The 20,139-nt window shown below is 67.1% G+C and carries 11 protein-coding genes and 1 tRNA gene; 3 read left to right on the top strand and 9 right to left on the bottom strand.

Annotated features, from left to right (window positions below; genetic code table 11):
* Positions 1-95: 95 nt before the first annotated feature.
* The 4 genes from AC07YR_RS08505 to AC07YR_RS08520 all read right to left on the bottom strand — a co-directional run bounded on the left by AC07YR_RS08505 (position 96) and on the right by AC07YR_RS08520 (position 3,747).
* Positions 96-1,256: a globin domain-containing protein gene (locus AC07YR_RS08505; protein WP_028271061.1), complete on the bottom strand. Its 1,161-nt coding sequence runs from the start codon at positions 1,254-1,256 to the stop codon at positions 96-98.
* A gap of 122 nt (positions 1,257-1,378) precedes the next feature.
* Entirely contained in the window at positions 1,379-1,828 is a 450-nt protein-coding gene (locus AC07YR_RS08510) for an RrF2 family transcriptional regulator (protein ID WP_494733696.1), read from the bottom strand.
* 20 nt (positions 1,829-1,848) lie between these two features.
* Positions 1,849-2,319 carry a hypothetical protein gene (locus tag AC07YR_RS08515; protein WP_494733697.1) on the bottom strand — a complete coding sequence of 157 codons (471 nt, stop codon included), beginning with the start codon at positions 2,317-2,319 and terminating at the stop codon, positions 1,849-1,851.
* 9 nt (positions 2,320-2,328) lie between these two features.
* The gene (locus AC07YR_RS08520) at positions 2,329-3,747 is read right to left on the bottom strand and encodes a phosphomannomutase/phosphoglucomutase (protein WP_055800691.1); all 1,419 of its coding nucleotides are present in this window, start codon (positions 3,745-3,747) and stop codon (positions 2,329-2,331) included.
* 124 nt (positions 3,748-3,871) lie between these two features.
* Between AC07YR_RS08520 and AC07YR_RS08525 the strand changes: the two genes are divergently transcribed.
* Together AC07YR_RS08525 and AC07YR_RS08530 are read left to right on the top strand one after the other, a co-directional pair.
* Positions 3,872-6,061, top strand: coding sequence for a RecQ family ATP-dependent DNA helicase (locus AC07YR_RS08525; RefSeq protein WP_494733698.1), 2,190 nt, complete (start codon positions 3,872-3,874; stop codon positions 6,059-6,061).
* A gap of 94 nt (positions 6,062-6,155) precedes the next feature.
* Positions 6,156-7,601 (top strand): MFS transporter, encoded by a 1,446-nt coding sequence (locus AC07YR_RS08530; RefSeq protein ID WP_494733699.1) that lies wholly within the window; start codon positions 6,156-6,158, stop codon positions 7,599-7,601.
* Here AC07YR_RS08530 and AC07YR_RS08535 read toward each other — a convergent pair.
* The 3 genes from AC07YR_RS08535 to AC07YR_RS08545 form a co-directional block, all read right to left on the bottom strand.
* Positions 7,598-9,298 (bottom strand): phytoene desaturase family protein, encoded by a 1,701-nt coding sequence (locus AC07YR_RS08535; protein WP_494733700.1) that lies wholly within the window; start codon positions 9,296-9,298, stop codon positions 7,598-7,600. The two genes, AC07YR_RS08530 and AC07YR_RS08535, sit on opposite strands and share 4 nt — an antisense overlap.
* Before the next feature lie 93 nt (positions 9,299-9,391).
* Positions 9,392-9,479: transfer RNA gene (locus tag AC07YR_RS08540), tRNA-Ser, on the bottom strand.
* A gap of 59 nt (positions 9,480-9,538) precedes the next feature.
* Positions 9,539-11,863, bottom strand: a complete 2,325-nt coding sequence (locus tag AC07YR_RS08545) for a prolyl oligopeptidase family serine peptidase (RefSeq protein WP_494733701.1) — start codon at positions 11,861-11,863, stop codon at positions 9,539-9,541.
* Positions 11,864-11,923: 60 nt separating this feature from the next.
* On the opposite strand from AC07YR_RS08545, the gene AC07YR_RS08550 reads away from it, so the two are divergent.
* Positions 11,924-13,936 carry an FAD/NAD(P)-binding protein gene (locus AC07YR_RS08550; protein ID WP_494733702.1) on the top strand — a complete coding sequence of 671 codons (2,013 nt, stop codon included), beginning with the start codon at positions 11,924-11,926 and terminating at the stop codon, positions 13,934-13,936.
* Between the two features lie 300 nt (positions 13,937-14,236).
* Here AC07YR_RS08550 and AC07YR_RS08555 read toward each other — a convergent pair whose 3' ends face one another.
* Positions 14,237-18,829, bottom strand: a complete 4,593-nt coding sequence (locus AC07YR_RS08555) for an ExeM/NucH family extracellular endonuclease (RefSeq protein WP_494733703.1) — start codon at positions 18,827-18,829, stop codon at positions 14,237-14,239.
* Positions 18,830-19,204: 375 nt separating this feature from the next.
* Entirely contained in the window at positions 19,205-20,026 is an 822-nt protein-coding gene (locus tag AC07YR_RS08560; protein ID WP_494733704.1) for a VOC family protein, read from the bottom strand.
* Positions 20,027-20,139 lie beyond the last annotated feature (113 nt).

Below are 20,139 nucleotides of genomic sequence, written 5' to 3' on the forward strand. Positions count from 1 at the left end.
CCCCCCCCCCCCCCCCGCCGTCGTGCGTTAGCACCGAAGAAGCGCGAACGGGCACTTAAGCCCCGGGGCCTAAATGTCCGTTCGCGCTAGTGACTTTAAGAAGCCAGCCAGATGTCCGGGCCGAAGACTTCGTAGTGGATCTTCGTCGCGGGGATGCCGGCGTTGATGGCCTCGTTGCGGATGTGCTTCATGAACGGAAGCGGGCCGCAGAGGTACAGCGACGCATTGGCGGGCAGGTCCACTTCGCGCAGCGACATGAAGCCGGCATTCGCACCGGCCTGCGGCTCTTCCAGCCAGAGCTGGAGGTCGGCACCCTCGAGGCGCTCGACGTCGTCCGTCATCTGCCCGCGCAGGGCCCAGCTTTCCAGCGTGCTTTCCGCGTGGAGCACCAGCACCCGGCGGTCGGAACCGGCCTCGGCCAGCGACCGCAGGATGGACGCAGTGGGGGTGCAGCCGATGCCTGCCGAAGCCAGGACCACGGGGCCGTCACCCTCCTTGAGCGTGATCTCGCCGTACGGGTTGGAGATTTCCAGGATGTCGCCAACCTCGACGCCGTTGTGCAGCACCGGGGAGACCTCGCCGCCGTCGTCGAGCTTGGTGGTGAAGGTGCGGCTGGTGCCCGCGTCGTCGGAGAGGGAGTACTGGCGGACCTGGCGGAGGCCGTCCGGGAGCTGGACCTTGACGCTGACGTACTGGCCGGGAAGGGCGGGGGTGATCGGGGTGTCGTCGGCCGGTTCCAGGGTGAAGGTCATGGCGCCGGTGCCGGCGGGCGTCTTTGCGGCAACGCGCCAGGGGGTCCACATCTTGTCGTTGGCCTGGATGGCGTAGAGGCCCTTTTCGATCTTGATGAGGGCGTCGGCCATGAGCCAGTAGACCTCGGTCCAGGCTTCGGCGATTTCCGGGGTGATGACCTCGGCGAGGTCCTCGGCGATGGCGGCGAAGAGGTGCTCGTAAACAACCTGGTACTGGGGCTCGGTGATGCCCAGGGAAGCGTGCTTGTGGGCGATCCGGGAAAGGACTGTTTCCGGGAGGGTTCCGGGGTTGTTCACCAGGTGCGTGGCGAAAGCGGCGATGCTTCCGGCCAGGGCCTGCTGCTGGTTGCCGGAGCGCTGGTTGGAACGGCTGAACAGTCCGTCCAGCAGCTCCGGGTGGGCGCCGAAGAGCCGCGCGTAGAACTTGGGGGTGATGTCGCCGATCCGGGATCCGACCAGCGGCAGGGTGGCCTCGATGACAGGGCGGGATTTGTCCGAGAGCATGTGTACTCCTGAGGTAGGGGCCCGGGTTTCGTACGGACCGCGATCAATACATGTATATGAAATACGAGTATTTATACCTAAGTTCTACACGTCGTAGAAAAGAATTCAAAATCGAAGGGGGATCAGAGCCCGGGGCGGAGCCCGATTGCCTGGAAGACCGGCGCCATCTGGCGCGTGCCGGGGAGGGTGGACACCACGATGTCGTCGAGCTCGCGGTAGAAAGCCTCGCGTGCCCGAGCCAGGGCTCCGCGGAGCTTGCATTCGTTGATGAGCGGGCAGTCGCCGTTCACGGAATGGCAGTCGGCCGGATCCGTTCGGGTGTTGAGCTGCCGCAGGAGCTGGCCGACGGTGGCGCGGCGTCCGGCGTCATTCAGCCTGGACCCGCCGTTGCGCCCTCGCTCGACGTCGATGACGCCAAGTTCGCGGAGCTTCGCCATGGCCTTGCTGACATGGTTGTAGGGCGTTCCTACGGCATCGGCGATGCTCTGCGTGGTCAGCAGGCTGCCGTGCGGTGCCGCCGCGAGCACCATCATGGCGCGCAGGCTCACGTCCGCGAACGCATTGATCTTCATGTCAGCAACCCACTGGAGGTCTAGTCCACCCAGATGGCGGGTTCGCTGGAATCAGCTGCAAGCTGTCCGAACTCCCATTCGCGTGACTCGGCGTTGGGCTCGTAGGGCAGCACCGCGGCAAAAACGGATCCGTCGCGGTGCTCGGCCGCCACGTGGACGGCGTCGGTGGCCTCTTCCAGCAGTGTGATGTCACACACCACCGCCGCGGCACGGAAATCGTCCCGGTTCTGCCGGAGCAGCTCCGTGAGGTCACTGATCATCGCGTCGGCGTCGAAGTCGCCCTCAGAGCCGTCTTCCGCATCAGCCGGGGTGACGGCGACAAGGCGGACCTCGCCGTCGTTCTCCACCACCAGGGCGAACGGCAGGAAACCGCCGTTGCGTCCGAGCTGCTCCTGGGCAGCACCGACGCCGGTGCCCAGCAGGTTTTCAAGGTCGGTGGCCGTGGCCTCGGGCACAGAGTCCCGCCAGGACGTTCCGGAAAGTTCAGCCATGCGGGCGGCCTAGCCGTTGACCAGGGCCAGCACGCGGTCGCGGATGCGTTCCATGGTGGGACGGTCCGTGGCCTCGGCGTTAAGGCGGAGGAACGGTTCGGTGTTGGACGGGCGCAGGTTGAACCACCAGCTGCCGTCGCGGGCAGTGAAGGTGCTGCCGTCCAGCATGTCGATCTCGACGTCTTCGCCGGCAAAATCGGCGCGGACCCGCTCCACGGCGCCCGCTTTGTCCTCGATTTCGGAGTTGATTTCCCCGGAGGAGATGTAGGGCTCGTACTCGTGGCCGAGTTCGGACAACGGGCGGTCCTGCTCACCGAGGGCGGCCAGGACATGCATCGCGGCGAGCATGCCGGTGTCTGCGTTCCAGAAATCGCGGAAGTAGAAGTGCGCGGAGTGCTCGCCGCCGAAAACGGCGCCTTCCTCGGCCATGACTGCCTTGATGAACGAGTGGCCCACACGCGTGCGGACCGCGCGGCCGCCGTCGTGCGCCACCAGTTCCGGGACGGCCTTGGAGGTCAGCAGGTTATGGATGATGGTGGGCGTTTCCTCGCCCTGCGCCTTGGCGCGGGCGATTTCGCGGCGGGCCACCATGCCGGTGATGGCCGATGGCGACACGGGGTTGCCCTTCTCGTCGATGACGAAGCAGCGGTCGGCGTCGCCGTCGAAGGCCAGCCCGATGTCCGCGCCGTGTTCGACGACCGCGGCCTGCAGGTCCAGCAGGTTTTCCGGCTCGAGCGGGTTGGCCGGGTGGTTCGGGAAGGACCCGTCCAGCTCGAAGTAGAGGGGAATGATGTCGAACGGCAGCTTGGGCAGCAGGGCGTCGCCGAGGACCGCGGGGGTGGTCAGGCCGGCCATGCCGTTGCCGGCGTCGACGACCACTTTCAGGGGGCGGGATCCCTTGAGGTCCACCAGCTTGCGGAGGTATTCGGAGTAATCCTTCAGGACATCGTGGACTCCGATGAGGCCGCGCTTGCCGGCAGCCGGGATGGATCCGGCGTGGAGGTAGTCCTCCGCGCGGGCCTGGATTTCCTTCAGGCCTGACTCGGACGAAATGGGCTGGGCGCCGGCCTTGGACATCTTGATGCCGTTGTACTCGGCGGGATTGTGGCTGGCGGTGAACGTGGCGCCGGCCGCGTTGAGCGCACCGCAGGCGTAGTAGAGCTCGTCGGTGGAGATGAGGTCCAGCAGCTGGACGTTGGCTCCGCGCGTGGCGGCGCCGTTGGCGAATGCCTTGCTGAACTCCGGGGAGGAGGGGCGCATGTCGCCGCCCACCAGGACCGTCTGGCCCTCGAGCTTCAGGACATCCACGAATGCGGCGCCTACGGCTTCGACGATTTCGGCGGTAATGGACTCGCCCACAATGCCACGCACGTCGTAGGCCTTGAACGATGCCGAAAGGTCAAAAGTCTTTGTCTGGTCGCTAGTCACGCGTTCCATCTTACGGTGAAGCGCAAAATGGCTGTGGAGGAGTAGTTGCATTACGCGGGCGCGCCGTCCACATGGCCCAACCCCCGGCTTCGCGGCTGTCGGAGGGGGCTGGGATACTGAACCAATGGCCAATAACCAGAATGCTGCTGTCCTTTCCGCTTCCGCCGATCTCCCCACAGGTGGAGAGGGGACCCATGCGCAGGCCCTGGAAGTTCTTCGCGGCCTCGTGGGACATCCCGAGGCCAGCTTCCATGACGGCCAGTTTGAGGCGATTGAAGCATTGGTCGACGGCGGGCGCCGCGCCCTTGTAGTCCAGCGCACCGGCTGGGGAAAATCGGCCGTCTATTTTGTGGCATCGCTGCTACTCCGGCGCCGTGGCGCCGGTCCCACGCTGATCGTTTCGCCGCTGCTGGCCCTGATGCGGGACCAAGTGGCGGCAGCCGCGAGGGCAGGAGTCCGTGCGGTTGCCATCAACTCCGCCAACCAGCTCGAATGGGACACCGTACGCGAGCAGCTCGCGGCGGACGAAGTGGACGTGCTGCTCGTGTCCCCGGAGCGGCTCACCAACCCGTCGTTCCGGGAAAACCAGCTGCCGGAACTGATCCGCCGCACCGGGCTCCTGGTGATTGACGAAGCACACTGCATCTCCGACTGGGGCCATGACTTCCGTCCCGACTACCGGCGCATCGCGGACCTCATCACGCAGTTGCCGGACACCGTGCCCGTGCTGGCCACCACAGCCACCGCCAACTCCCGCGTGGTCCACGACATCGAGGAGCAGTTAGGCGACGGCGTGCTCACCATCCGCGGCGCCCTGGGCCGTGAATCGCTCCGGCTCGGTGTGCTGCAGCTGGCGGATTCCCGCGACCGGCTGGGCTGGCTGCTGACCCATCTGGCGGACCTGCCCGGGAGCGGCATCATCTACACCCTCACGGTCTCCGCGGCGGAGGACACCGCCCGGCTGCTCGCTGAAGCCGGCCATGAGGTGCTCGCCTATACCGGCCGTACCGATCCCGCGGACCGGGAACGGGCGGAACAGCTCCTCAAGGACAACCAGGTCAAGGCGCTGGTGGCCACTTCGGCCCTGGGCATGGGTTTCGACAAACCGGACCTGGGCTTCGTGGTGCACCTCGGCGCCCCGTCGTCGCCGGTGGCCTACTACCAGCAGGTGGGCCGCGCGGGGCGTGGCGCTGCCAACGCCGACGTCCTGCTGCTGCCCGGCTCCGAGGACCGCGACATCTGGCAGTACTTTGCTACCGCTTCCATGCCGTCTGAGGAAAAGGCCGCGGCCGTCCTGACCGCCCTCGCCGAGGCCGGTGCCGCCGTGTCCACGGTGGCACTCGAAGCCCGCGTGGACCTGCGGCGCACACCTTTGGAACTGCTGCTCAAGGTCCTGTCCGTGGACGGTGCCGTGGAACGGGTGGGTGGCGGCTGGCGCTCCACCGGCCAGCCCTGGAGCTACGACGCTGACCGGTACACCCGCATCGCCGAGGCCCGCGTGGATGAGCAGGACTCCATGGTGATCTACCAGGACACGGCCGGCTGCCGGATGGAGTACATCACCTCGGTCCTGGACGATGAAACAGCCCGCGCGTGCGGCCGCTGCGACAACTGCGCCGGACCCTGGTTCCCGTCCGACATCGCATCCTCGGCCACAGAAGCGGCCGGCCAGACGCTCAGCCGTGCCGGCATGGCGCTGGAACCGCGGCTGCAGTGGCCCAGCGGCATGGACCGGCTCGGCGTTACCGTCAAGGGCAAGATCAAGCCGGATGAAAGCCTCGCCGAAGGCCGGGTGCTGGCCCGCCTGACCGACCTCGGCTGGGGCGGTGCCCTCCGGGAGATCTTTGCCTCCGGCGCCCCGGACCGCGAGGTGGACCCCGCAATGCTGCAGGCCTGCGTGCAGGTGCTCCGCGAATGGGGCGCCGGGAACGGACGCAGCCCAGGCTGGAGCGGCGTCGGACGTCCGGCAGCCATCGTCAGCATCCCGTCACGCAGCAAGCCGGCCCTGGTCGATTCCCTGGCGCGCGGAATTTCCGGGATTGGCCGCATACCGTACCTGGGCCAGCTGCAGCTGGAACACGGCGGACCCACCGGCGGACGCGGGGGCAACAGCGCCTACCGGCTGGCCGGAGTCTGGGACCGGCTTGTTGTGGGACCGGAGCTGGAGGCAGCCATGGCCGGCATCCAGGGTCAGAGCATCATGTTGGTGGATGACCTCACGGACAGCCGTTGGACGGTCACGGTTGCTGGCCGGGCACTGCGCCGCGCCGGTGCCGGTGCAGTCCTTCCCCTCGTGCTGGGACAGGCCGGGTAGGAGCTCTCCGGCCGGTGTGCGTAAGGGGCGGACTTATTCTGGCACCGTGCCTGGCACGCCTATAGGATCGGCGAATGAGTCCAGGCCAGGAGCCATGAGCGAATCCCAGAGAAGCCCCGCGTCGGCTGTCCGCCAGGAGTGGCAGCCGCGGCTGGCCCTGCTGGTGGCGGCCACCTTCTTCATGGAGTTCCTGGACGGCACCGTGCTGACCACGGCCATCCCCAGCATCGCGGCAGACTTCGCCGTGGCTCCGGCCGACGTCAATATCACCATGACGGCCTACCTGATGACCGTGGCCATGGGTATTCCGGTCAGCGGCTGGCTGGCCGAGCGCGTGGGTGCCCGCCGCGTTTTCTGCGCCGCCATCGCCGTGTTCACCATCGCCTCGCTCCTGTGCGCCCTGAGCCAGGACCTCACCATGCTCACCGTCAGCCGTGTCCTGCAGGGCGCAGGCGGGGCCATGATGGTGCCGGTGGGGACGCTCGTGGTGCTGCGCAGGACACCCAAGGAGGACCTGCTCCGGGCCACGGCCTATCTTGTGTGGCCCGGGCTGCTGGCGCCGGTCCTGGCGCCGCTGGTGGGCGGGGCGCTAACCACCTTCCTGTCCTGGCACTGGATCTTCCTGATCAACATCCCGCTGGGCCTTGCCGCGTTTATTGCTGCCCTTCGCCTGGTTCCGCAGGGAGCCGGAGACCAGTCCCGCCGCCTTGACTGGGTGGGGCTGCTGCTGACGACGGCCGGTGTAGGCGCCCTGGTGGTGGGGCTCGAACTGGCCACGGCGCACCCCTCGGGACCGTTCGGGGCGATCAGCATCGCTGCGGGCGTGGTGTCCATCGCAGGGGCAGTCCTGTGGTTGCGGCGAACCACCAATCCGCTGTTCCAGCTGACTGTCTTCGGCACACGGACGTTCCGCGCAACATCGACCGGCGGGTTCATCTACCGCCTGACCATCAGCGCGGTTCCGTTCCTGCTGCCGCTGATGTTCCAGGACGGGTTCGGGTGGGATCCGCTGCATGCCGGCGTGATGGTGGCGGCGGTCTTCATCGGCAACATCGGCATCAAACCGGCAACCACGCCGCTGATCCGCAGGTTCGGCTTCAAGCCCGTCCTCGTCTTCGCGTCCCTTGCCTCTGCCCTCACTTTTGGCCTGTGCGCGCTGCTGGACGCCGGGACCCCGGAGCCGCTGATCTTCGCCTTGCTGGTCTGCAGCGGCGCGTTCCGCTCCATCGGGTTCTCGGCCTACGCCTCCATCCAGTACGCAGACATCGTTCCCGGACAGCTGCCGTCCGCCAACGCCATTTCGGCCACCCTGGTCCAGCTGGCGGCCGGTGCGGGCATCGCCGTCGGCGCGTTGTTCCTCCGGCTCTTCGCCGCCCCCGCCGCCTTCGGAGCGGACCCTGTTGCGCCGTACCGGGGCGCGTTCCTGGCCATCGCCGTGCTGATGCTGCTGAGCACCGCGGATAGCCTAACGCTGCACCGGCAGGCCGGAGCCGACGTCAGCCGCGGGCGCTCCGCGGCACCCAGGCCAGCGAATCCCTAGAACGTCAAACCCTCGGAGGTCAAACCCTCGGACGTCAATCCCTCGGACGTCAATCCCTCGGACTCCAGCGCCAGGGACTCCAGCACGGCCATGGCAGCATTGTGGCCGCCGATGGCGCTCACCGCCCCTCCGCGCCGGGCTCCGGAGCCGCACAGCAGGATGCGGGGATCGTCGGTCGATACACCCCAGCGCCGGGCGGGAGTGTCCAGCGGGGCCTCGTCCTCCGCGAACGGCCAGTCGAGTCCGCCGTGGAAGATGTTGCCACGCGGCATGCCCACTGCGCGCTGGATATCCAGCGTGGTCTTGGTTTCGATGCACGGCGTTCCGTCTGCGCCGGTCAGCAGCAGATCCTCAATCGGCTCCGCAAGTACCGAGTTGAGCGATTTTACGACGGCGGCCTGCAACGCCGTCCGCATCGCCTCGTTGTTCTCCGCAGTGATAAGCCTGTCCGGCACGTGGAGTCCGAAGACCGTCAGGGTGTGGGCGCCGGAAGCCTGCAGCTCCGCGGAGAGGATGCTGGGATCGGTCAACGAATGGCAGTAGATTTCGCAGGGCAGCGGGTCCGGGACTGTTCCCTGTTCAGCGGCCCGGTAGGCGTCATCCAGCTGGGTCCAGGTTTCGTTGATGTGGAAGGTGCCGCCGAAGGCCGCCTCCGGGCTGACGCTGCGGTCCAGCAGCTGAGGAAGGCGCGTCAGCAGGAGGTTTACTTTGACCTGTGAACCCTCGCGGAGGTGGTTGGGGTTCATAGGCTGCGCCGCGACGGCGCCCTGCAGCCCGTCTGGCACCCGGAGCCCGTCTGGCGCCCGGAGCCGGTCCAGCACCACGGGCGCCACATTGGAGAGCACCCAATCGGCGGAGGCAGAGCGTTCCTGGCCGTCGTGGCGGTAGTCCACTGTGCCGCCGGGCCGGATGCGCGTGACCTCGGCGGTTGTCAGGATGGTGGCGCCGGCCTCGCGGGCGGCGCGCTCCAGTTCACCGGAGACAGTCCCCATGCCGCCAATGGGAACATCCCAGTCCCCGGTTCCGCCGCCCAGGAGGTGGTACAGGAAGCAGATGTTCTGCTGCAGGTCCGCGCTGTCAGCCCGGGCAAACGTACCGATCAGGGCATCCGTCAGCACCACGCCGCGCACCAGGTCACTCTGCAGACTGCGGGTGATGGCTTCGCCGATGGGCCGCTCGATGACTGACTCCCACACATCACCGGCACCGGCGGCTTCGGCGAGTTGCCGGGCCTCAGAACGCGTAGGCATGGGCGACGTCATGGTGGGCCACAGCGCCCCGGTGAGCTTCCGGCACTCCGCATAGAAGCGCTCAAAGGCTGCGGCTTCGGCGGCCGGGGCACCCACTGAAGCAAAGGACGCCGCCGTGGCTGCCGCGTCCCCGTTGTCGATCAGGAGGCCATGGCCGGGGCTGCCCGGGTCCGGCGTGTAGGACGAGTAGCGGCGCCGCGCCAGCCTGATGCGAAGGCCCAGGTCGTCAATGATTTCCTGCGGCAGCAGGCTCACCAGGTAGGAATATCGCGAAAGGCGGGCGTCGACGCCGTCGAACGCCTGGGCGGATACGGCCGCTCCGCCGGCTCGGTCCAGTTTCTCGAGCAGCAGGACGTCGCGTCCGGCCCTGGCCAGATAGGCGGCCGCCGCCAGGCCGTTGTGTCCGCCTCCGATAATGACCACGTCGTGATTGCTGTTCTCCGCCATGGGCCCATCCTGCCACCCCGGCCGGCGCGCAGGCGGACACGCAACCTGCCGAAGAAACGCAAAAGGCCCCGGTCTAGGGACCGGGGCCAAACGCGGAGACGGGGGGATTTGAACCCCCGGTGGAGTTGTGCCCCACACTTCATTAGCAGTGAAGCCCATTCGGCCGCTCTGGCACGTCTCCAATTGCTATTCCTAGCCCACCAAGGATACGCAGAACGGGCCATCCAGTGCAAAACGGTGCTAGTTGTCGGAACGGCCTGCCAGGGAACGCCACAGGAAATGCTGGCTCCGGCTCTGCAGCGCGGCCGCCTGCCGGTTGTCGGAGGCACCGGCGTGTCCGCCCTCCAGCGCCTCGTGGAACCAGACATTGGGGATGCCCATGGCCTGCATGCGGGCCGCCATCTTGCGGGCCTGCACGGGACCCACCCGGTCATCGGACGTTGCGGTCCAGATGAAGGTCTCCGGGTAGTCCACGCCGTCGCGAAGGAGGTGGTACGGCGAGAACGTCCGGATGAACTCCCAGTCCCCGGGCACGTCGGGGTCCCCGTATTCGGCGATCCACGAGTAGCCGGCAGACAGCTTGGTGTAGCGGCGCATGTCCAGCAGGGGCACACCGCAGGATACTGCGCCGAACAGTTCCGGGTACCGGGTCAGCATGTTGCCCACCAGCAGCCCGCCGTTGGAGCCGCCCACACAGCCCAGCCGCTCCTTGGAGGTGACTCCACGGGAGATCAGGTCCCTGGCCACGGCAGCGAAGTCCTCGAACGCGCGGTGGCGCTTTTCCTGCAGCGCGGCGCGGTGCCACGAGGGTCCGTATTCGCCGCCGCCGCGGATGTTCGCCACCACGTAGACGCCGCCACGGGTGTGCGTCGGGCCGGCTGCACCGTCGGCTCCGGCTTCGGCCCCTGCGGCCGGGACCCCGGCGTCCGTCCGGCGTTCCAGCCAGGCCCGGCCGATCGCACCGCTGTAGGCAGGCGTCCGGGAAACCTCGAACCCGCCGTAGCCGGACAGCTGCGTGGGGTTCTGGCCGTCAAGCACCAGGTCCTTGGACGCCACCTGGAAGTAGGGGACCCGGGTGCCGTCGTCGGACACTGCGAAGTGCTGCTGGACTTCGTAGGCGGAGTCGTCAAAGTAGGACGGCGAGGTGCGGATCACCTCGTGCTCGCTCACCACCTCCCCGGTGCTGCCGCGCCGCAGCGTCCCCCGGGTCAGCGTGCTGGGCGTGGTGAAGCCGGTGGCCACGAGCCAGAAGTCGTTCCCTGCGCCGGGGGCTTCCCCTTCCGGTACCGGCACATTGCCGCCGGTACCGTCGTCGTCCGTACCGTCGTCGTCCATGCCTGCCTCGTCCTCGTCGTCGACGGCGAAGGCGTTGACGTCATGCAGAGGCGGGCAGGCGTCCAGCAGCGTGGAGGCCCATGCCGACTCAATCCCGCTCTCGCTCCCCGTCCGTTCCGGATCCAGGACGCGGATCTCCGAAGACACATCCCGCAGGAGGTTGAGCAGGAGGAAGTTTCGCGTCCAGCTCCAGGACTGCAGCGACGTGTGCGCGTCCGGGGTGAACAGGACCGCCAGCTCGCGGCTGCCGGCAAGGTAATCCTCGAACCTGGCGGCGAGCAGCGAACCGGCGGCGTACGTGGTTCCGTCGACGTCCCAGTCGCCCTGCGGACGGAACAGCAGCCACTCCCGGTGCACGCTCAGGTTCACGTCGGTCGGGGCGTCGATGACCACCCACGATCCGTCCCGCAGGACCGACGTGCTCTTGTTGAAGAAGCTGATCCAGTCCATGGCGAAGGTCCGCTCGAACCCCGGCGTGGAGTCGTGCGCCACCAGCGCCATCATGTGGTCTTCGGGGATTTCAAACAGCCGTTCGGCTGCCGGGAGCGATCCCCCGCGGGCAAGCCGGACGGCGGTGCGCGCGTAGGACGAGGTGGTGCTGGGCATGCCTTCCGCGGTGGTGGACACCAGCAGCGTGTCCCGGTCCAACCAGGAAGCGTTGCCTTTGGCCGTGGGCAGGTCGAAGCCGCCGGACGCCGGGTCCACGAACGTCCGGGCCTCGACGTCGAACTCGCGGTAGCGGTTGGCGTCGCCGCCGTCGGGGGAGAGGGCCAGCAGTGCCAGCCGGTGCGGTTCGCCGGGCGCGGGGCGGAGGAAATTGGCGCCGTGGAAAACCCACTCTTCGCCTTCGGCGGCGGCCAGCGCGTCGACGTCCAGCAGCACATCCCATTCGGGCTGCCCGCTCCGGTAGCTTTCCCAGGACGTCCGGCGCCACAGCCCCTTCGGGTTCTGGCCGTCCCGCCAGAAGTTGTAATACCAGTCGCCGTGCTTGCCCACCATGGCGATCTTGTCCGTGGAGTCCAGCACCTCCAGGATGCGGCTTTCGAGCGCGGCATAGTCGGCGTCTTCGAGCAGGTCCTCGGTGCGGGCGTTCTGTTCGCGGACCCAGGCCAGCGGCTCCTCGCCGTAGATCTCCTCAAGCCAGATGTTTTCGTCGGTCGGTTCGGGCGCTTTCCCGGCGGGGGAAGAGGTACCGGACACGGGCTGGTGATCAGCTGCTGTGGTGGTCATGGCCCTACGAAACAGCATCCGCGCGCGGCTAGCAAGTCACATGCAGATACTCTGGAGGGCGTGGGCACATCGCAAAGCATCCGGACGGCACTAATAGGCGCCGGACCCCGCGGCACCAGTGTCCTGGAGCGGCTCCTCGCCAACTGGCAGCTCAGGAACCCCTCCGCTTCCGGGACTTCCGGACCCCGGAGCACCGCGAGCCTCCCCACACCCAGCCTCCATATCGACGTGGTGGACCCGTACCCGGCCGGCCCGGGCCACGTGTGGCAGCCAGGACAGTCGCGGCTGTACCTGATGAACACGCAGTCGTTCTATCCCACCGTCATTCCCGAGGACCCTGAGCTGGCGGCACCCGTGGCCGGCAGCACGTTCGAAAAATGGCGGGCAGCGCAGCAGGACAGCGCGCACCCCTCGCTGACTGAGGACGAACGCCACGAACTGGCCAGCCTCGGATCCCGCGATTTTCCGAGCCGCGCCCTGTACGGCTGCTACCTCCGCTCCACCCTTGACGAACTGCTCGCGCACCTTCCGGAGGGCGTCACCGTCCAGTTCCACCGCACAACCGCCACCGCTGTGCGGCCGGCAGGAAACGGAACGTTCGACGTCGAACTCGAGGACGGCGGGCCGCTCGCCGTCGGTTCCGTGGTGCTGGCCCTGGGCCATCTTGAGTCCAGGCTCAACGCCGAACAGCGCGAGCTCCAGGCAGGCGCCGCCCGGCTGGGCCTCCTGTACCTGCCCCCGGCGGTTCCTGCCGACGTCGACTGGTCAGTGGTGCCGGCAGGCCAGCCCGTGCTGGTCCGCGGCATGGGCCTTAACTTCTTTGACGTTATGGGCCAGCTGACCGAGGGCCGGGGCGGGAAGTTCGTGGCAGCAGAGGGCGACGGCAATGAGGACGGCGTTCCCGGGCAGGGGAGGGCCGGTCTGGAGTATGTCCCGTCCGGCAACGAGCCGCTGATTGTCGCGGCGTCCCGGCGCGGCACCCCTTACCGGGCCAAAGCGGACCTCGCGGGGTACTACCCGTCAGGCGTGACGCTGCGGTACTGCACCGAAGCCGCCGTCGGAAGGTTCGCCGCGGCGGGAATCACCCCCGCCTTCGACCACGACCTGTGGCCCCTCCTGCAGCGCGACGCACTCTGGGCCTACTACTCCACCCTGGTGCGGACCCGTCCGGACGCCGTCACCGAGCCGGAGGCATTCCTGGCCCTGCTCCAGGAGACGATGCGGCCGCACGCCCACAGCGTCTCCCACTGGGAAGCCGAAGTGGACGACCTGGTGGCCGAGCACGTGGCGCCGGACCAGCGGCTGAACCTTCCGGGCCTGGCAGCTCCCCTGGCCGGACGGAACTTCGCGTCGCAGGCTGAGGTGGATGCCGCCGTCGTCGACTACCTGCTCGATGACGCCCGGCGTTCGGCGCTGGGGGAGGACGACCCCGTGAAAATGACCATCGGGGCGCTGCACCACGGGCGGGCGGTGCTGAAGTCAGTGGTGGCCGACGGCGGCATCACCGATGAGTCCTGGGTCGCCGGCCTGCGTGGCTGGTTCGAGTCGTTCGTCGAAGGGCTGGCCAGCGGCCCGCCGGCCATCCGGGCGGAGCAGCTCGCAGCGCTCGCCCGGGCAGGCGTGGTCAGTTTCGTGGGCCCGGACCCTAAATTTTCGCTGGACCGCACGGCCGGTTCCTTCAAGGCCGTGTCGCCGTGGGTCAAAGGCGGGGCCATCCACGCCCGCGCCATGATCGAGGCGCTCGCTCCGGCCAACAGGGTTTCCGTCAACGTGTCGCCTGTGCTGGAACAGCTGCTCTCCGACGGCCTGGTCCGCCCCCGGCTGATGATGACCGTGGAGGGCGCACCGGTGGAGACCTCCGGGCTGGATGTCAGCCCGCACCCCTACCGGCCTCTGGGCGCCAACGGATCCGTCTCGGAAGGACTGTACGTGCTGGGATTGCAGCTGTCCGCCGCGCAGTGGGGGACAGCCATCGCCGCCGAGGCGCGGCCGCAGGAGGGGCCGGTGTACCGCAGCGGCCAGCGGACCCTCCGCGACGCCGACGAGATAGCCCGCCACATCCTCGACCGCTGACCCGCACCCCCAACCCGACCCGGCCCGACCCGACCCTCTCTCCCTTTCTGAGCCTTTTTTGGCGACGCTATCTCACTTTCTTCGCCTTTCTTGGCGACGCTCTCTCACTTTCTTCGAGGAAGTGAGAGAGCGTTGGGGGAGGAGCGGCAGGAAGTGAGAGAGCGTTGCGGGAGGGGCGTCAGGAAGTGAGAGAGGGTCGCAGGTTCCCGGACATGAAAATGCCCCGCGTCCGGGGCCGGGATCCGAATGGATTCGCGGGCCCCGGGGCGGGGCAAGTTCAGTGGCTGTCAGGCCGGAAAACTAGCCTTTCAGGCACTTCTGGTACTGGATCCAGGCCAGGCCGTACTTGATCCAGCCCGCAAAGTCGTACCACTTGGCGGGCGGCACGGGCGCTGTGCAGACCGGCGGCACCGGGCCGCTGGCAGCAACCTGGACCGCGGCCTTGACCACGGTGCCCGATTCAGCAGCGGTCAGCACCAGGGTGCCGGCGCCTGCGGCCGCACCGGCCGGAACCTTCACGTCCACTGCGGCAGCCCCGGCGGACACCGGGATGGTGCCGAGCTGGGTAACCGTGCCCGCGGCGTCCGTAAAGGAGGCCGCCAGCGAGGTGTTGACCGGGCTGCCCAGCGACGTGAGATCCGGCTTGGAGACTGCCAGCGTGATGGAGTCGCCGGCCTTGACCTCGGCCGCCGTGGTGTTCACCACGGCAACAGTGCGGCGGGCAAAGTCCGGCGATGCCGGATTGTGCTCCTGCAGGTACTTGATCCAGGCGTCGCGGTCCACGAGGCCAGAATCCTCAGTGCCGGTTCCTTCCTTGAAAATCCGGAAGTTGTCGCCGCCGGTTGCAAGGAAGCTGAAGGTGCCGACGCGGTAGGACTTGGCTGGATCGATGAGCGAACCGTTGACCCGGATGGACGTGATGCGGTCACCCGCGGCGCGCGCGGCGTCGTAGGTGTAGTTGACGTTCTTGGACAATCCGAGCTGCTGGTAGGCGCGGCTCGGGACCGTGCCGTCCGGGTTGGTCTGCCACTGCTGTTCGAGGAGCGCTTTGAACTGTGCCCCGGTCAGAGACGTGGTCCAGAGGTTGTTCACGAACGGAAGCACGGCGTTCGCTTCCGCGTAGGTGATGGTTCCGTCCGGCGCGAAGTACAGTTCGTTGCGCAGGCCGCCGGGATTCACGACGCCGATTTCGGCGGCGCCGAGGTCCGGTGCCTTGAGTGCGTCCACCAGTGAATCCGCCACAAGGTTGCCCAGGGTGGATTCGCTGGCGCGGTCGTCACGGGATGCCGGGCTTGTTGCCGCGGCGGGCGTGAAGGCCGTGGTGATATCAGCGGTGACTTTGCCCACCGGCTGGTTGCCGATGACTGCGGCGTCGGCCACTGCCTTGTCAACGATCGCCTTGACTGCTGCCACGCGCGGGTACTTGGTCACGAGGTCCGCGGCCGTCTCGGTCGTGGTGGGGACTGTGCGCTTGACGTTGCCCGCTTTGTAGCCGGTCACCTGCATCGTCCTGGTGTCGATCGTCAGCTGGATCTGGCCGATGAACTCGCCGTAGCTGCCGGTCTGGACGATGGGACGCGTCCTGCTTGTTGGCTGGCCGTTGGCATCCAGGACCGGAGCATCCCAGGCATACTGCTTGTGGGTGTGGCCGGTAAAGATGGCGTCCACCTCGGGGGAGGTTTCGTTGACGAGCTTGGCGAAGGGGCCGCCGGCTGCGATTTCCTGCTCCAAAGTGGAACCGTCGGGGGTACCGGACCCTGCGCCGTCGTGGTTTTCCACGATGATGACGTCGGCGAGCTTGTCGGCGGTGATTTTCGCCGTCACGCGGTTGATCGCTTCCACGGCATCGCCGAACTCAAGTTCGGTGATTCCGGCGGGCGTGACCAGCGACGGCACTTCCTGGGTGACGGTACCGATCACGGCCACCTTCACGCCGTTCATCTCCAGCACCGTGTATTCCGGCAGGGCCGGCTCCGTGGTGCCCTTCTTGTAGACGTTGGCGCCGAGGTACGGGAATTTGGCGTTCGTTCCGCCCGCGACGACGCGGTCCCGCAGGTCCGTCCAGCCGCCGTCGAACTCGTGGTTGCCCACGGCGGACGCCTGCAGCTCCAGGGCGTTCAGCACATCGATGGTGGGCTGGTCCTTGGCGACGGCGGAAGCGAACAGCGAGGCGCCGATGTTGTCTCCCGCGGACAGGAAGGCCGTGGCGCCCGGAGCGGCCGCTTCGCGGAGCTTTTCGATGGTGGCGGCAAACAGGACCGTGTTGGAGTCGATGCGGCCGTGGAAATCGTTGATGCCCAGGAAGTTCAGGTCAACGCTCGGAGGCAGGACTGGTGCGGCCGGCAAATCAAGGCCCACCACCACGGGATCGTGGTCGCTTGCCCTGAACTGGTCCGGCGCATAGTAGTTGGTCACATTGTTGTTATACCGGCTGTACTCCAGCGCCACGGACTCCACGGAGTTGATGTTCCAGATGTCGGCGCCCGTGACCACGGCGTTTGCGCCCGGCGAGGCAAGGACGTGGTCCAGCGAACCCACCAGGCCGCCGAACAGGTAGGAGTGCTTGGCGGAGCCGTCAGCGTTCTTGGCCTTCTCGTCCTGGTTGACGTAGCCGGCAGCGGTGAGGACGTTGAGGGGGTCTTCCTTGGCGTAGGAATTGAAGTCGCCCAGCAGGAAGACCTTGTCGGTGCCCGTCGAAGCCTGAAGGTCGTTCGAGAAGGCAAGGAGTGACTTGGCCTGCTCGGTGCGGGCAAGGTTCGAAGCGCCCTGGCCCTGGTCGGTGTCCTCCGGAGTGGCGGCAGAGCCCTTGGACTTGAAGTGGTTGGCGATGGCGATGAACTTCTTGTCCTCGGACGCGCCAACTGGCTTGAAGACCTGGGCCAGCGGTTTGCGGGCGCTGGCGAAGGCCACGGTGTCATTGTGGATGATGGATTCGCCCACCGGTTCCGCGGCGGCCTTCTTGTAAATGAACGCAGTCCGGATCATGTCCTCGTCAGCCAGCGGGGGAGCATTGGCGGGCGTACGGACGTAGTCCCAGATCCCCGGTGTGGAAATGTTCAGAGCCTCCACGAGCTTTGCCAGGGCATCGTCGCGGTCCTTGCCGAACTGCGCGGAGTTCTCAACTTCCATCAAGGACACCACGTCGGCGCCGGACTTGCCGATGGCGGCCACGATCTTGTCCTGCTGGCGTTTGAGGTTCTCGGCATTTGCGGCACCGCGGGCGTCGCACCCGCCGCGGACAGTGATGGGGTTGCCGTCACGGTCGGTGTAGAACGTGCAACCGGTCAGCGTGTCGCCAGTGGTGGGGAAGTAGTTCAGCACGTTGAAGGACGCAATCTTGAGGTTGCCTCCGACGGCGGCGGGGGCCTCGGCGCGGGTGGCGCCAAAGGCGGCCGGCTGGATGAGGCCGGCGTTTTCCGGCGTCAGGTGGGTCAGCGGCTGGAACTTCCAGGAGTTGTTGGCGTAGCTGAGCACCACGTCGGTCTGGAACGTCACGGGTGATCCGACGCGGACGGGATCCGATGTGGTCAGGTACGGCAGCACCTGCGCCTTGGTGGCGGCGTCCTTGAGGAAGTTGGTGGTGGCGCCGTCGTCCAGCTTGATGCCGCGGGCCGCGTTGGCGGCAACGGTTGCGGTGTACTCGGCCGAACGGTACGGGGCCACGGCGGTGGGCTGCTCCAGCGGTGTGGTGCCGCCGGCCAGGCCGATTTCGCCGTACTGGTTCAGGGAGTAGTTGTCCGTGACCGTCACGGGTCCCTGCGGTGCCAGCAGCATGCCTTCCAGGGATTCACGGAAGGCTTCATCCGCCGGGAGGGAGAAGCCGGTGGACTTCACCTCCGGAGCCGCCTCGGCGAGCTTCTTCAGCCCTGCCGCATCAGCAACATTCACCTGGGTCATGCCAAAGAACTCGCTGACGGCGCCGGTGATTTCGACGTAATCACCGATGGTGACCGAGCCAACCGTTGCAGGGGAGTAGACGAAGACAGCGTCCGACGCCGTGTGGTTGGCCGGCGTCAGATCGCCGCCGGATCCGGGGGTCTGGACGTAGAAGCCGGAGAAGCCGCCGGTGGGAAACGCCGCGGTCACCTTGCCCCGCGTCGTGACGCTGGCGCCGACGAACGGACTGGCCGCACCGGAGCCCTGGATTTCAGCGATGGTCTTTGCGCTGGGCGCAGGCGCCGGATCTACGGGACCGGGATCGACGGGACCGGGGTCCACGGTGCCGCCGGCCGCCGTCGGGGTGATGGTGGCGCTGAGGGTGAAGTCGGCCGCGTTGCTGTTGGAGTCCGCTCCGTTGGTGCGGTTCAGGCTCTTGACATCGGTGTTGCTGGCGGGCGCGGTGGCAGCCTGCGTTTCGAACGTATTGGACGTGCCGTACCCCAGCAGGTCAGCCACGTTGGCGGGCTCGATCACCGAACCGGTGGCCAGCGGAGTGAGGGCAGTGGCCTGCCTGGCCAGGACCAGGGTGCCTGTGGTTCCGGACGGGTTCAAGCCGGTGGCCACCAGGTCCGGAGTGGGCAGGTCGGCGCCGGCGGGGCTGGGCGCTCCGTTGGCTCCACCCTGGACCAGGTAGTAACCCTTCGCAGGGATGCTGCCCGTGAGGGCCGCCACTCCATTGGGGGCGGCCGTTCCCGTGCCCGAGCGGTACTGAAGGGACCAGCCATCCAGCGAAACCGGCGCATCGGACGCGTTGTACAGCTCTACGAATTTGTTCTTGTAGGCCGCTCCGGAGCTGCCTCCGCTGAGGTACGCCTCATTGATGACCACTGGTGACGTGCCCGCAGCGGCCGGTGAGACCTCCACTGCGAACGCCGGGACGGCTGTCAGCGGGGCTGCGATAAGCCCCGCTGACAACGCCGTGCCCAGCGTAATTTTCCATGGTGTGCGTTTCATCCGCTCTAACTCTCATTAGGGTGCCCCGGGTAAGGGCTCGGTGGAATGTGTCCGGCTTTGTGGCGCGGACAAAAGGGCCCGGACTTTACTCCTGGTCAAGCAGTTTCCGGCACAGCAAAACAGAGTCGAATGAACGTGTGATTGATTCAGCGTGCATTCTGCGAGACGTCCCCCAGCGAAACGGTCACCGCCGGCCACAGGGCAGCATCGGCCCTGTCCCGGCAACAGTGTTCTGCGGCAGTGCTTTGGTTTCGTGCAGGTGCCGGCCCGCCCCATGTGCCGGACATGGCAAAAGAATACCGGCCAGTAGCTCCGATGGAAGCGGCTGGCCGGTATTTCTTAGATCAATTTTCTTAAATGGAACGCGGCGGCTCGTTAGGCCCCGGTGGTGTCTCCTGAGTCGGCCGGATCGGCGGCGCCCTGCCGGGTGTCCGCAACGATCTTGAACATTGCCCCGGTGGGGTCGGCCAGGGTTGCCAGCCGGCCGAACGGGGTGTCGTCCGGTCCGTCGATCACCCGCGCGCCAAGGCTGACGGCCTTTTCAATGGACGCGTCGGCATCCTCCACGGCGAAGTAGACCTGCCAGTTGGACGGGACTTCCGCCGGCAGGTAGGCCGAGGCGTCCATGATTCCCGCCTTGGCCGAGTCTCCCTTGCCCAGCGTGGTGTAGCGGAATTCGGGAGTGTCGCTCATGACGTCCGTGTCCCAGCCGAAGACGTCCTGGTAGAACTTGACGGCGGTGGCGTAGTCCTTGGTGTGGAGTTCGTGCCAGGCCGCGGCGCCGGGCTCGGCCACGAGTTCGAAGCCTCTCATTTCGCGGGGCTGCCAGATGCCGATGGCCGCGCCGGTGGCGTCGCCGAACATGGCCATGTGGCCCTGCTCCGGGACGTCCATCGGCCCCATGAAGACCTGTCCGCCGTGCGCCGTGACCGCTTCGGCTGTGGCGGCGGCGTCGTCCGAACGCAGGTAGGTGGACCAGGCGTCAGGGAAGCCGGCCATCGTTTCATCCTTTTGCATGAGTCCTGCCACGGACTTCCCGTTTTTCGAGGCCGTGATGTAGCCGCCGTATTTTTCCTCATCGCCGGTCTGGAAGTCCCACCCGAACAGTTCTCCATAGAACTGCTTGGCTTTGGCGGCATCCGATGTCATGAGGTCGATCCAGCAGGGTGCGCCGGGCGTGATGTCAGGGCTGGGCATTGTGGCTCCTGTCGGTGGCCGCGGCAACGGACCGCGGCGGAGGGATGGTCAGTGAAGACAAACCAGACACTATTCCGGAGCACCGACACTTTCAATGGTCCCGGCACAACCAA

The organism is Arthrobacter sp. GW460-12-1-14-TSB2 (genome assembly GCF_059423525.1).

Excerpts from the sequence above, each read along its gene's own strand:
- AC07YR_RS08505 (WP_028271061.1), bottom strand. The coding sequence starts at position 1,256 with ATGCTCTCGGACAAATCCCGCCCTGTCATCGAGGCCACCCTGCCGCTG.
- AC07YR_RS08510 (WP_494733696.1), bottom strand. The coding sequence starts at position 1,828 with ATGAAGATCAATGCGTTCGCGGACGTGAGCCTGCGCGCCATGATGGTG.
- AC07YR_RS08515 (WP_494733697.1), bottom strand. The coding sequence starts at position 2,319 with ATGGCTGAACTTTCCGGAACGTCCTGGCGGGACTCTGTGCCCGAGGCC.
- AC07YR_RS08525 (WP_494733698.1), top strand. The coding sequence starts at position 3,872 with ATGGCCAATAACCAGAATGCTGCTGTCCTTTCCGCTTCCGCCGATCTC.
- AC07YR_RS08530 (WP_494733699.1), top strand. The coding sequence starts at position 6,156 with ATGAGCGAATCCCAGAGAAGCCCCGCGTCGGCTGTCCGCCAGGAGTGG.
- AC07YR_RS08535 (WP_494733700.1), bottom strand. The coding sequence starts at position 9,298 with ATGGCGGAGAACAGCAATCACGACGTGGTCATTATCGGAGGCGGACAC.
- AC07YR_RS08545 (WP_494733701.1), bottom strand. The coding sequence starts at position 11,863 with ATGACCACCACAGCAGCTGATCACCAGCCCGTGTCCGGTACCTCTTCC.
- AC07YR_RS08555 (WP_494733703.1), bottom strand. The coding sequence starts at position 18,829 with ATGAAACGCACACCATGGAAAATTACGCTGGGCACGGCGTTGTCAGCG.
- AC07YR_RS08560 (WP_494733704.1), bottom strand. The coding sequence starts at position 20,026 with ATGCCCAGCCCTGACATCACGCCCGGCGCACCCTGCTGGATCGACCTC.